The organism is Planococcus sp. ISL-110, from assembly GCF_018613575.1.
Classification (GTDB): Bacteria; Bacillota; Bacilli; order Bacillales_A; family Planococcaceae; genus Planococcus.
The window spans coordinates 64740-77954 of sequence record NZ_JAGGPX010000004.1 but is presented as its reverse complement, the minus strand read 5'-3'; the positions used below and the strand labels follow the sequence as shown (position 1 = coordinate 77954).

Below are 13215 nucleotides of genomic sequence, written 5' to 3'. Positions count from 1 at the left end.
AATGTCTAAAAAAGGCGGAAAAGCAGCTCAAACCCAATAGAATCAATAAAAAAAAGACCGCTAATTAGGGTTCTAATTAACGGTCTTTTTGATGTTCTAATTGCGATTTTGCGATTCAAAACTGAACGGCCTAATGACAGGGGCATCTTTTTTTAATTTTGTTGTTTTGCTTTGATGGCATCGTCATGTGCAGCTTTGACTTGTTCCAAAAGAACAGTCTCGGTCAGCAGGCGATAGCCAGTATTGGCCAATGCTTTGGCGCCTTTGATCAGCGCGTCGTTACCCTGAGCTGATTTAGCAGCTTCACGGAACTCAGCGGTGTGGGCAATCAGGCTTTCAGGGCCGATTTTAATATAGCCATGTGCAGTAGGGACTTCATAGCTGATATTGCCGGCATCTGTAGAGCCAAGGCCCGAGATTCGGGAATCCGCTACAGCCTCACCTTGTGCTTCAAGCTCGCTGCGGACAATCGCATCCAAAGCTGGAGTGATGACCAAGTCGCGCACTTCATTTTGGAAACGTTCGATTTTTACTGTGGCGCCGGTCGCCAAGGCTGCACCTTCTGCAATGGCCCGAATTTTGCGGGCAGTATCGGAAGTTTTCTTCCATGAATCGCCACGGATATAGAAGCGGGCCGCCGCATATTCAGGAATGATATTTGGGGCATCACCTCCGTGAGTGATGATGCCATGGACGCGGGCATCCGCCGGCAATTGCTGGCGCAATGCATTGATGCTGTTGAACAGCTGCAAAACGGCATCCAGCGCATTGATGCCTTGTTCAGGAGAGCCTGCCGCATGGGCAGGCTTGCCGTAAAAGTGGAATTCCAATGGATCGACAGCCAGGGAAGGGCCGGTGACAGCGGAATTTCCGGAAGGGTGCAGCATCAAAGCGGCATCGATGCCTTCGAGCAAGCCGTGCTTGACGAAACTGCCTTTGGCGCTGCCATTCGGACCGCCTTCTTCCGCCGGTGTTCCAAGGACGACGACGCGGCCGCCAGTAGTTTCCAGTGTTTCTGCCAATGCGATAGCGGCAGCGACGCTGGTCGTTCCAATGATGTTGTGGCCACAGGCATGGCCAATTCCAGGAAGTGCATCATATTCAGCAAGATAAGCAATCGTCGGTCCGGCAATAGAGCTTTTCTTGCTGGCGAAAAAAGCGGTATCGTGGCCGGCAACCCTTTTGTCCACAGAGAATCCGGCATCTTCCAGCAAGGCGATCAATAAAGAACTGGCAAAAACCTCTTCATTGCCGATTTCGGGCTTGGCATGGATTGCCTGGCTTGTTTCGATGTATGTCACGCTTCGGGAATCGATGGACTTGGAAATGGTCTGGGCTGTTTCCTTGATAAAGGTCATTGGAATTCCTCCTAGATTAGCATTGTCTTATTGGTAATCAACTAATTCCTCAACTGTGACAACGGTAGGAATCTGACCGCCTTTTGTATGCTCGATGATAAATTCAGCGGTATCTTCCTGCTGATAAATCTCGACGATTTTCTGGTAAGCTTCGTTGTCTGCTTCTTCAGCACTTGCAGCAATCAAGTTGATATAAGGTTTAGCCGTGTCGCTTTCGCGGACAATCGGATCATCTGTCGGGTTTAATCCAGCATCCACTGCGACGCCGTTGTTGATGACTGAACCAGCAACATCGGGCATAGCGCGTGGGGTATGCCCGGAGACCATCGGCATAATTTCAATATTTTTCGGGTTATCGATGATGTCTTCGGCAGTTCCTGTAAGTCCGGCATCTTCAGATAGCGTGATCAGACCTGCTTCATCTAGCAGCAGAAGGGCGCGGCCCATGTTGGTCGCTTCATTCGGCATTGCGATTTGTGAACCTTCAGGAATTTCATCGATGGATTCGTATTTATCGGAATACAAGCCCATTGGTGCGATTACAGTAGAGCCGATCGGCACAATATCGATGTCATGTTCTTCAACAAATTCATCAAAATAAGAAATCGTTTGGAAGGCATTCAAGTCAAGTTCACCTTCGGCAAGCGCCAGGTTCGGTGCTACATAATCAGAAAAGGTTTGAATCTCCAAATCAATCCCTTCGGCTTCTGCTTTATCGGCAATGTAATCCCAGATGGTTGTATCGGAACCGCTGATGCCAAGCGTGACGGTCGTGTTGCCGTCTGAACTGCTGTTGTCGCCGCAAGCCCCCAGAGTTAATGCTGCTAGTGAAAGTAATGCCGTTACTGTAATTTTTTTCATGATTAATTCCTCCAATTTCTCTATATTGTTTTTATTTTTAACTACGTCTTACAGTTCGTGATAATACATTTCCGAGCGATTGAACACCTTGTACCAGTACGACCAGAATCGCTACGGTAATGAACATCACCAGTGTGTCGAAGCGCTGATAGCCGTAAGTAATGGCCAAGTCGCCAAGGCCGCCGCCTCCGATGGCACCCGCCATGGCAGATGCACCGATCAGGCCGACCACCGCTATCGTCAACGCGAGAACCAGTGAACTTAAAGCCTCCGGAATCAGAAAGCGGAAAATGATTTGCATCGGCGAAGCGCCCATAGCTTGTGCTGCTTCGATGACACCTTTATCGACTTCCAATAAGGAGTTTTCAATCAGGCGTGCAATATATGGCCCAGCATAGAAAACCAATGGAACAATGGCAGCTGCGGTACCGATGGACGTGCCGACAATCAGGCGTGTCAAGGGAATGATGGCGACCATTAAAATGATGAATGGGACCGAACGAAAAATATTGATGACGATATTCAACATTTTAGAGACCGCTTCATTTTCCAGTAGATGCCCCTTGCGTGTGACCACAAGCAGGATGCCGAGAGGAAAGCCGATCAATAAAGAAAAGCCGAATGCTGCACCGGTCATATAAATGGTTTCCCAAAGAGCTTCCAGAATCTGTTCGTAATTAACTGACATAATTATTGACCTCCTCTATGTGAATATTGCTGTCTCGAATAGAGGATAAGGCCCGTTTGATTTCATTTGGCTCTCCAGAAAATTCGACGATCAGGTTGCCATACGGGATGCCCTGCAGCTCGGTGATGTTGCCGAACAGCACATTCAGATCGACCTTGAAATCACGCGATACATGGGACATGAATGGCTTGCCGACTGAATTTCCGGTAAATTGGAGGCGGTAGATGGCATTATCGCTTTTGGCATCCTGAATCTGTGCCAGCAGCGATTCAGGCAGCTCATCGTTCATGACAGAGCGGACAAAGCGTTTGGTGGTAGGCTGCTGCGGATTCGAGAAAATATCAAAGACGCTTCCTTGCTCGATGACTTTTCCTGCTTCCAGGACGGCCACCTTATCGCAGATTTCCCGGATAACGCCCATTTCATGTGTGATGAGCAGGATGGTGATATTGTATTCCTTGTTGATTTTACGCAGCAGATCCAAAATCGATTTAGTCGTTTGGGGATCGAGTGCCGAAGTCGCTTCGTCGCATAGCAGGACAGAAGGATTGGTGGCGAGCGCCCGTGCAATGCCGATCCGCTGTTTCTGTCCGCCGGATAGCTGGTCCGGGTATTTTTGTGCCTGGTCCCCAAGACCGACAAAGTCGAGCAGGTCTTTTACTTGTTTTTCGATATCCGCTTTAGGCGTTTTCGCCAGCAAGAGCGGCATCGCTACATTGTGGTAAACCGTTTTAGAATTCAGCAGATTGAAATGCTGGAAAATCATGCCGATATCCTTTCGGATCGTGCGGATTTCTTTGCTTGATAAGGTGGAGATGTCTTTTCCTTGGATCAATACGCGTCCTGAAGAAGGGCGTTCGAGCAGGTTGACCGTGCGGATCAATGAACTTTTTCCGGCCCCGCTAAAGCCGATGACTCCGTAAATTTCGCCGGTTTCGACGGTCAGGTCAATGCCGTTCAAGGCATGGATTTCCTGTTTGCCTGATTGGTAGGTCTTGGCGACGCCTTCGAATTGAATCATGGTGATAGAGCCTCCTTGTGCTGTAATGGATCTTATCAAATCGATGGTGTCTCGCATGCTCTTTGAGATAATAGACAGAAAAGAGCCCTCTTTTTTCTTATCCATAAGAAAAAAGAAGGCTCCTGTTGAAACCATCTAATTCTCATCTTCCAAATGCGATAACGGCATTTGCAGGAGTTGGCACAGTTTTTGCGGTTAAACAAATCTGCTGCCGAAACGTCTCAGGGCCTGTCCCTCGGTTTCTCTTGATAAGAAAGTGATGTATGCTATTCGATTCGTGAGTCTTACTTTATTGTGAAATAACAAAAAAGTCAAGGGGATTATTGAGAATTATTTCACAATCTTTAAAATGGAGGGAAAAATAAGTTTAAAATCCAACTCAGCTTGAAGTTGTGGTTTTCTTTTGAAAAACAGAAGACACTTTTTTTCGGTTCCATCCTTTATTCGAATAATATTTTTCCGATGCTTCCATATTGTCATGGCAAACAGGGCAGTGGTTGTCAACAGTGGCCAAGGTCCTGAATCGGGGCCGAAAGCGATGACAAAATAAACGGCATACAGCACGAGAACGCCGATAATCAGATAGTCTGCAGCGAGAGTGAAGCGCTAATCAACAACAGCAGGCAAAGCAAACTGAGCTTCCAGTCGAGGGCCAGCACAACACCTATGACCGAAGCGGTGCCTTTGCCTCCGCCAAAGTTCATATAGAAAGGGAAGTTATGGCGGAAAACCACACCAGCTCCTGCCACAAATAATAATGCCCAGGCCAATTCAGTGGGAAAGCTGCCTGATTCCAATAGCAGACCTGCAACAGCTGCAAAGCCTTTAAAAATATCAATAAATACAACAAGCAAACCATATCTCCAGCCCAGCACAATGGCGGCGTTGGAAGCACCGGAATTTTTCATGCCTTCTTTTTTTATGTTCACTCCTGATAAAACCTGTGCTGTCAAAGACCCATTAAAACCAGCGATCCCATAGCCGATAATAAATAATAGCAAAATCCAAATAAGCATACCGTTTTCCCCTCTATAGTAAAAGCGATAATTGAAGAAGTTCAAGGTTTCAAAATTTTTTGACTAATTCACTTGACAAATAGCGCCAAAGTTTTTATACTTCTCAACAAGACGAAAAACCAAATCAAATACTCTTATCAAGAGTGGCGGAGGGATAGGCCCTGTGATGCCCGGCAACCAACAGACGCATTTGTCTGGAAAGGTGCTAATTCCTACAGAATCGATCGACAGGTTCTGATAGATAAGAGGAGGAAACTCCGTAATTTACGGCCCTCTTCTTAGCGAAGGGGGCTTTTTGCTGTCCCCTTCGGCATTATATATCGATAAAAAACAGGGGGAATGGAAAATGACAAACTTAAAACCAGAAACATTATTGCTGCACGGCGGACAACAGCCGGATCCAACGACAGGATCAAGAGGGGTGCCGATCTACAAAACCACTTCTTACGTTTTCAAGGACACACAGCATGCACAAGATCTCTTTGGCTTGAAGGATACCGGCAATATCTACTCGCGCATCATGAATCCGACAGTCGATGTATTTGAACAGCGGGTCGCGTTGCTGGAAGGCGGCACGGCTGCAGTTGCTCTATCTTCAGGGATGGCGGCTATTGCATTCTCCGTTTTGAATATTGCTGAAGCTGGAGACGAAATTGTGGCGGACAGCAATCTGTATGGCGGCACGTATAATTTATTTGCAAATACCTTGCCGCGTTACGGCATCACGACCACATTCGTCGATGCTACAAACCCGGAAAATTTCAAAGCGGCAATTACGGATAAAACCAAAGTTATATTCGGTGAAATTATCGGGAATCCGAGCCTGAATGTTTTCGATGTGGAAAAAGTGGCAGCAATTGCCCATGAAAACGGTCTTCCTTTATTGATTGATAACACATTCGCTTCTCCATACGGCAGCAATCCCATTGAATTTGGTGCAGATGTGGTCATCCATTCCGCTACGAAATGGATTGGCGGACATGGTACGACAATCGGAGGCGTAGCGGTTGACGCTGGAAAGTTCAATTGGGATAATCCGCGCTTCCCAAATTACACGCAGCCGGATGAAACCTATCACGGCCTGCGTTACGGAATCGATGTGCCGGAAGCGGCCTTCGCGACAAAACTTCGCGTCCAGCTGCTGCGGGATTTTGGACCTTCACTGAGTCCGGAAAGTGCGCACGCTTTGCTTCAAGGGCTGGAGACTCTGCATCTGCGCATTCCGAAACACAGCAGCAATGCCCAGCTTATCGCGGATTATCTGAAGCAACATCAACAAATCGAATGGGTAAATTTCCTGGGCTTTGAAGATCATCCTTCACATCAATTGGCGAAGAAATACTTGAAGAATGGCGGTTATGGTTCGATCGTCAATTTCGGTATCAAAGGCGGTCGTGAAGCGGGCCGTAAAGTGATTGACAGCGTCAATCTCTGGTCGCATGTAGCCAATGTCGGCGATGCCAAATCACTGATCATTCATCCGGCTTCCACTACGCACCAACAATTGAACGAAGAAGAACTTAAAACATCCGGGGTAACGGAAGAGTTGATCCGTTTGTCTGTCGGGTTAGAGAACGCAGAAGACCTAATCGCTGATTTAGAGCAGGCGATACAAGCAGCAGTATTGGAAAATGCATAAGGAGGGATTTTCATGAAGACAGTATCCATCGGCTCGTTAACCCTGGATTCAACTGAGACTTTAAACGATGTAGAACTTGCATACGAACGTCACGGAGACCAAAAAGCTCCAGTTGTCCTGGTGTGCCATGCGTTGACAGGCGACCAATATGCAGTTGGCACAGAGGAGAACCCGGGGTGGTGGGCAGGATTGATCGGACCAGGAAAGCCGGTGGATACGACTGTTTTTCAAGTTATTACCTTTAATGTACTGGGAGGTTGCCATGGTTCAACCGGCCCATTATCAACAAATCCAGAAACAGGGAAACCTTATCGTGCCGAGTTCCCAACACTGACTATACGTGATATGGTGAGGGCTGAATATTATGCCTTGAAAAAACTGGGGATCGACCATCTAGCAGGCGTGATCGGCGGTTCATTAGGCGGTATGAAAACCTTGGAATGGGGGAAGACGTATCCCGAGTTCATTGATGCGGTACTTCCTTTAGCCGTCACACCATACTACGGCGATTACGGGGTGGCTTTTAATCATATTGGCATTTTGGCGATTGAAAATGATGGGGATTTCAACTCTGGAAACTATAAAGATTCATCTCTATTAAAAGGATTTCACGTAGCCAGAATGGCGGGCATGGTCACATACCGCAGCGGCAATATGTTCAATCAGCGATTCGGACGCACCAGTGATGGCGATGACTTCAATGTACAGTCGTACTTGAACTATCAGGGAAAAAAATTGGCGTGCCGTTTTGATGCCAACAGCTATGTCCTGTTGCTGAAAGCCATGAACACACATGACGTTCAAGATGCTGTACTGGAGATTCCGGTGCATTCCTTATCCTTTACCCAGGATTTGCTTTATCCAAGTGAATTGATGGTCCCGTGGCTCGAAAAACAGCCGGCTGCAACTTGGGAAATTGTCGAAACGGATTTTGGCCATGATGGATTTCTGGTTGAATTCGAAAAATGGGGCGGATTTATCGAAAAGAAATTAAAAAGCCTTTTAGTGCCTGAACTCACGCGGTAAGGGAACCTTTACCAGAAAAAAGCATTTGAACGGGGCTAGAGCCCCGTTCAAATGCTTTTTTGCTGTAATCAATCTTCGTCCTTGATATCTACATCGTCTGGAATCGGGATGGCGCGCCATTCCTCAAGCGCTTGCTTCGCCTGTTCCAGCTGCTGGAAATGAGTTCCGAACTGAGAGGTGTTGATCATGTATTGTTCCCCATCGTGGACTGCGCGAATGCGTCCTTCCAATACGTAGCGATTGACTTGTTCTTCAGGCATGGACAAGAAAGCGGCAGTTTCCTGGACTGTCATATACATGGGATCTCCTCCTCTTTTCTTTTATTATAATAGAAGGAGACGGCTATCTCAAATCATTAGTGCCATGGTATGTTAATGGGATAGCATAAGAAAGGCAGAGGTGTTGATTTTGAATTACACAGCTTATTTGTGGGTGCTGCTGGCAGCCGTCTTATGGGGAACGACAGGGACAGCTCAATCTTTTTTTGACGGAACAGCGCATCCGCTGTCGATTGGCGCCTTCCGCTTAGCGATAGGCGGTTTTTCTTTGCTGCTCTTCGTCCTGGCAGCCAGAAAGTTGTCAGTCCGCTCGATTCCGTGGCCCGCAGCAATCCTCTCGGCCATCAGTATGGCATTGTTTCAACCTTTATTTTTTTCATCTGTTCAATTGACTGGAATTGCAATTGGGACTGTTGTGACAATCGGCAGTGCACCTGTATTGACGGGAATAATCGAGTGGGCCGCTTTAAAAAAGCAACCGGACAGGATTTGGGCCACTGCTACATTGCTGGCATTAACGGGCTGTATCTTGCTATTTGCCAATAAAGGGCAGCAGCTGGTTGATCCGGCGGGAATCGCCATGGCACTTGGTGCCGGATTTTCTTTTGCAATCTATGCCATTGTCAGTAAAAATGTGCTCAAGGCGATGGAACCCGTTTCAGCTGTTGCGGTGATTTTTTCACTGAGCGCCTGCTGTTTATTGCCTTTTTTATTCTTTTTTGATTTATCTTATATAACGGTTCCAGGAAACTTGTGGCTGCTCATTTATTTGGGGATTGGCGCGACAAGTTTATCGTATATCCTGTTTTCTTATGGATTAAAACAGATTCCGTCTTCTTCTGCGGTAACCTTATCGTTGGCGGAACCGTTGACGGCTGCTGTTCTGGGTGTGCTGGTGGTGGGAGAAGTACTAAGTGGCCTTTCCTGGGTTGGAGTGGGGCTGCTCCTATGCGGCATTATCGTATTGACGATAGGGAGAAGAAGAAAACCATCTTTTTAGCGATTTAGAATGTCTGCCCAGCAATACCGCTCAACAATTGAGCGGTATTTTCTTATTAAACTTCTGTCTTAATCCTTTATGAGTTTACTTTCAGTGAAGTAGGGGGATAGTAAATATGATACAAAAAATTATAAAAGGGGTTGAGTATATGAACGATGTGGGAAATTCTTTCAGAGGAGTCGGCAATACGATCATCGACTACATTCCGAATGTACTAGGTGCATTGTTACTACTTCTTGTTGCATGGATTGTAGCGACGATTGTACGGGCTATCTTCACTAAAGGATTAAAAAAAGCAGGCGTGGACAAAGCCATGGTCAAAGGCCATATGGCAAAAACCAAAGAAACTGCAGACAACCAACTGGACTCTATAGGGAAAATTCTTTATTATCTGATCTTTATTTTGTTTATTCCAAGCGTTCTGCAGGCTTTGAATATGCAGAATGTGGCACAGCCGATTTCGAACATGATGGATAAGCTATTGGCATTCTTGCCAAACCTTTTCATGGCCATCATCATTATAGTGATTGGTTACTTTGTAGCGAAATTCGTAAAAAATCTTGTGTTCAGCCTTTTGACTGCCATAAATATCGACAAGTGGTTTAATAAGGTCACCAGCAAAACCGGTAGTACATCAACGGGAACTACAAGAATGGATGCTAGTGACAAATCGACGCTGGCGAATGTTCTGGCCAATATAGTTTTTGTTATCGTACTGATTCCGATCCTGACGATTGCTTTAGAAACCTTGAATATCCGCTCTATTTCTGAACCGATTGTCAATATGCTCAATCAGGTCCTGAACATGATCCCGAATATCTTTGTAGCGATCATTTTGATACTGGTGGGTGTCTTGATTGCGAAATTTGTCGGAGATCTGTTGATCAGCTTATTGAACGGAACAGGCATCAACCGGTTCTCGACATACTTGAATCCCGATAAAACAAAATCACCAAGCTTTGATATTGCAAACATTATCGGCAAGGTAGTACAGGCAATCATCATCATCTTCTTCACGGTGGAAGCGATGAACGTCCTGCAGCTTGATGTGTTGAATAACATCGGTGAAGCCATCATCGGATACTTGCCGCTTCTCATCAGTTCACTGATCATCCTGGGTCTTGGATTAATCGGAGGCAGCTTGCTTGGAAGCTATGTCAAGAAGACTTCCAACAACCGTTTCCTTGGAGGCATCGTAAAATACGCCATCATCATTGTTGCCGTATTCATGACCTTGGACCAGCTGAATTTTGCAACAAACATCGTCAACCTGGCATTCCTGTTCATCATTGCGGGGCTTGCAGTGGCATTTGCTGTTTCCTTCGGTATGGGCGGACGCGAGTTTGCCAAGCGGCAGCTTGAAAGTTTGGAAAAGAAGATGGAAAAAGAAGACGATAAACCGAATCTGTAGGTACATCTCACAAAACCCCTTAGGCAGTTATCTGCCTAAGGGGTTTTGTGTTTAAAATACTGATGCATAATTATCCGGTGAAATAGAGAGGTAAATTACTTAAACTAAACTTAAGAAAATGAAAGATATATTAGAATATAAAAAACCTATTAGTCTAAAAGCATATCTTTGTTTTTATGCATACCTATTCTATTCTTTTGAAGTGCAATCAGTGATCCAGACTAGGTTAAATGCTTTTAATATAGTAGTTTAAATAATTAAAAAATTCAGTTGACTTGTTTTTATGCAAACGGTTACAATCAAGATAGTTATTAAATAGATAATATCCAAAGGGGGTAGTTGTTTTTTGAGACTGAGCGAACGCTCAGTTGGAGGAATGGATAAACAGGAATTTAGTTGAAATGGGGGGGATACGATGAAAGCGTATAAAAAAGAAGTTCAATTTACGGTCTGGATGACGCTCGCCTTTATTTTAGTTGGGAATGTAGGATTAATTTTTTCCATCTTTCCGGTAGATGCCATGTTGTTCGGATTTCCAGTTATGTACATTGTCCCGATTCTGATGGGGTGGTTCGGTGTCTTCTTCCTGACGATTGTAGCCGGAAAAGTTGGCAACCGTATTGATGATGAAATTGATAGTGAAAACGACGCGCTCGGGGTGTCCGACGAAGTAAAGGATGTGTAGATGATGGAAGCACAAAACTGGCAATTATCCAATCCAATTCTTGGTTTAGCGGTCGTGGCAGCAACTTTTGTATTGTTTTATGTCGTCGGGTTCCTGTCCAACCGAAAAAGTGCCTCAGCCAAAGATCTTTACATAGGCGGAGGAAATGTTGGGGCTTTTACCAACGGGCTTGCGATGGCATCAACTTACATGAGCCTGGCAACTTTTCTCGGCATCACGGCATTGATTTTGCAGCTGCAGGTGCCGTTCATCATGCTGTGGATCCAGTTGATCCTGGCAATTCCGTTGATTACGATTATTTACGGAACAAGCCTGCGCCGGATGGGCGCTTTTTCTCCTACTCATTTTATCCGTGACAGATACGGAGTGACAGCTTCCATCATTGCAGCTCTTTTTATGATATTGGTATCCGTCATGTATGCATTAGGGCAAATGATCGGAATTGCCATTACGTTTGAAACATTATTGGGAATTCCTTATTTAACCGGACTTTTTGTTTTCGGTATTATCATTGTTGGATATATTACGATCGGCGGAATGGCCGGAGCCACGAACAACGCAGCCATCCAGATGGTCATCATCGCCTTGATGTTCATCATTCCGCTTGGCGCCATCATGAAAGCGATTGGGGCAGATGGCTGGTATTTCCCACCATTGTTCTATTCGGACATGGTTCCGGCGATGCTGGAGTCTTTGCCGACTTTCTTTGACTATCAGTTTTCGCCAAAATGGTATTTCTCCATTATTCCCGCTTTAACAATCGGAGCGTTGGGGCTTCCCCATTTAGCGATGCGGGTCTATACAGCATCCAGTCTGAAAAGTGCGCGTTCAGCGATGGTTTGGTTCGCGTTCATTCTAGGTCTGGTGTTCTCAGCCACTTATGCAATGGGCTTTGTGGGTGTGTATGCTACAGCTACACAGGGTCTGGTCATTTCAGAAGGGGATGCTGATAAACTGACCATCATCCTGAATCTGGTTTATAACCCGGAATGGGTGACCGCACTTGTTATCGCTGGAGCGATTTCAGCTGGACTTTCGACCTTGAGCGGTAATTTGCTGGCAATCGGTGCCTTGATTTCCCAGGATATCATCGCTACCTTAAAGCCGAATATTCCCCAGCGTTTAAGTTTACGAATTGGTTTTATCGCTATTTTCGCAGGTGGATTGGTCAGTATCCTGCTGGCAATCGAACCGCCCGCTTTCCTGGTCGTCAGTATCCTGTGGGCATTCGGTTTAGCTGGAGTCACGAACGCACCTCTGATCATCGTTGGGGTTTGGTGGAAAGAGGCCAATAAGTTCGGCGCCATAGCGGCTTCTGTGGTCGGGGGTGCCATTTACATCATCGTGTCGCCATTCGTTTTCCCGAGCATCGTCTTGACCGGTCATGGCGTTACCGATGGAATGGGCTTATCCGGGGCCATGCTTGCTGTGCCGATCAGCTTTATCCTGTTGATTGTTGTTTCCTACATCACCAACCGTATGCCTGGGCTGGCAAACAAGCTGACCAAGCAATCGGATATTGAGTTGATCGAACGCATCCATGGATGGAAGGATATCAAATCGTATCGCTACAACAGTACGGTAGGTGCTGGAATTACAGTAGTGGTTTCTGCAGCTGTCGCGATATGGGCATTGATGCCTTGGGGGATGTAGAGAATGAAAGAAAGGGTGAGTAAAATGGTCGGAAAAATGGTTACTTTGAATGATTCATCTTTTCGGTCATTTTTAGAATTGCCGAAAACCCAATTGGTGAGCAATCTGCTGCTGCTCATCGTTGGGCTGGGCTATGGCGCGATTTCGATCGCGTCAAATGCCTCATACATAGCGAGTTTCGATTCGGCTTTGTTGAAAAGCTTCATTGTTCCCGCAATTTTCATCCTTTTCGGGCTTTTGATGGCTTTTATTACAAAAATCGGGCTGGCGCTGCTGCTTTGGGCAGGTTCAAAGGGGCTAGGCGGAAAAGGGCTGCTGCGTGACATCAATCGGGCAGCGCCGGTTGCGCTGCTGCCGGGTCTTTTGGGAGCGCCATATCTGGCAGAAGCCGGAAATGGCCATCCGCTGGTTTATGTGCTATTGGTCGTTGGTGTTGTCTGGATGTACCTGGTCTGCGCCAAAATCATCAAAACCACTCAAAATTTCACCACTAAAAAAGCTTATCTGGCGGCATTGGCAGCATTCGTTTTTTTGGCAAGCGTCTACTACTTGATTATCCCGCCAGCGTGAAGAAAAATC

13 protein-coding genes and 2 riboswitches are annotated in these 13215 nt (G+C 46.2%); of the genes, 7 read left to right on the top strand and 6 right to left on the bottom strand.

The window, feature by feature from the left end:
• Window positions 1-152: 152 nt before the first annotated feature.
• From J7I83_RS01785 to J7I83_RS17685, 5 genes are all read right to left on the bottom strand, one after another.
• Complete coding sequence (locus J7I83_RS01785) at window positions 153-1358, bottom strand: M20 family metallopeptidase (RefSeq protein WP_215098972.1); 1206 nt, start codon at window positions 1356-1358, stop codon at window positions 153-155.
• 27 nt (window positions 1359-1385) lie between these two features.
• The gene (locus tag J7I83_RS01780; RefSeq protein ID WP_215098971.1) at window positions 1386-2219 is read right to left on the bottom strand and encodes a MetQ/NlpA family ABC transporter substrate-binding protein; all 834 of its coding nucleotides are present in this window, start codon (window positions 2217-2219) and stop codon (window positions 1386-1388) included.
• 37 nt (window positions 2220-2256) lie between these two features.
• Window positions 2257-2907: a methionine ABC transporter permease gene (locus tag J7I83_RS01775; protein WP_215098970.1), complete on the bottom strand. Its 651-nt coding sequence runs from the start codon at window positions 2905-2907 to the stop codon at window positions 2257-2259.
• Window positions 2897-3928 (bottom strand): methionine ABC transporter ATP-binding protein, encoded by a 1032-nt coding sequence (locus J7I83_RS01770; protein WP_215098969.1) that lies wholly within the window; start codon window positions 3926-3928, stop codon window positions 2897-2899. Before J7I83_RS01770 ends, J7I83_RS01775 begins: the two co-directional genes overlap by 11 nt.
• Before the next feature lie 139 nt (window positions 3929-4067).
• Window positions 4068-4183: riboswitch (SAM riboswitch) on the bottom strand.
• A 323-nt stretch (window positions 4184-4506) separates the two neighbouring features.
• The gene (locus J7I83_RS17685) at window positions 4507-4944 is read right to left on the bottom strand and encodes a glycerol-3-phosphate acyltransferase (protein WP_251047384.1); all 438 of its coding nucleotides are present in this window, start codon (window positions 4942-4944) and stop codon (window positions 4507-4509) included.
• 131 nt (window positions 4945-5075) lie between these two features.
• Window positions 5076-5192, top strand: a riboswitch (SAM riboswitch).
• A 98-nt stretch (window positions 5193-5290) separates the two neighbouring features.
• On the opposite strand from J7I83_RS17685, the gene J7I83_RS01760 reads away from it, so the two are divergent.
• Both J7I83_RS01760 and metX read left to right on the top strand, forming a co-directional pair.
• Window positions 5291-6583 carry an O-acetylhomoserine aminocarboxypropyltransferase/cysteine synthase family protein gene (locus J7I83_RS01760; protein WP_215098968.1) on the top strand — a complete coding sequence of 431 codons (1293 nt, stop codon included), beginning with the start codon at window positions 5291-5293 and terminating at the stop codon, window positions 6581-6583.
• Window positions 6584-6595: 12 nt separating this feature from the next.
• Window positions 6596-7609, top strand: a complete 1014-nt coding sequence (gene metX / locus J7I83_RS01755) for a homoserine O-acetyltransferase MetX (RefSeq protein ID WP_215098967.1) — start codon at window positions 6596-6598, stop codon at window positions 7607-7609.
• 68 nt (window positions 7610-7677) lie between these two features.
• Here metX and J7I83_RS01750 read toward each other — a convergent pair whose 3' ends face one another.
• Entirely contained in the window at window positions 7678-7908 is a 231-nt protein-coding gene (locus tag J7I83_RS01750; RefSeq protein ID WP_215098966.1) for a helix-turn-helix domain-containing protein, read from the bottom strand.
• 109 nt (window positions 7909-8017) lie between these two features.
• Here J7I83_RS01750 and J7I83_RS01745 point away from each other — a divergent pair, with 109 nt between their 5' ends.
• The 5 genes from J7I83_RS01745 to J7I83_RS01725 all read left to right on the top strand — a co-directional run bounded on the left by J7I83_RS01745 (window position 8018) and on the right by J7I83_RS01725 (window position 13206).
• Window positions 8018-8887 (top strand): DMT family transporter, encoded by an 870-nt coding sequence (locus tag J7I83_RS01745; protein ID WP_215098965.1) that lies wholly within the window; start codon window positions 8018-8020, stop codon window positions 8885-8887.
• 115 nt (window positions 8888-9002) lie between these two features.
• Window positions 9003-10298 carry a mechanosensitive ion channel gene (locus tag J7I83_RS01740; RefSeq protein WP_251047383.1) on the top strand — a complete coding sequence of 432 codons (1296 nt, stop codon included), beginning with the start codon at window positions 9003-9005 and terminating at the stop codon, window positions 10296-10298.
• A gap of 415 nt (window positions 10299-10713) precedes the next feature.
• A complete protein-coding gene (locus J7I83_RS01735; protein WP_215098964.1) occupies window positions 10714-10983 on the top strand; it encodes a hypothetical protein in 270 nt (89 codons plus the stop codon).
• A gap of 3 nt (window positions 10984-10986) precedes the next feature.
• Window positions 10987-12636 (top strand): solute symporter family protein, encoded by a 1650-nt coding sequence (locus J7I83_RS01730; RefSeq protein ID WP_215098963.1) that lies wholly within the window; start codon window positions 10987-10989, stop codon window positions 12634-12636.
• Window positions 12637-12639: 3 nt separating this feature from the next.
• Entirely contained in the window at window positions 12640-13206 is a 567-nt protein-coding gene (locus tag J7I83_RS01725) for a YIP1 family protein (RefSeq protein ID WP_215098962.1), read from the top strand.
• Window positions 13207-13215: the final 9 nt, after the last annotated feature.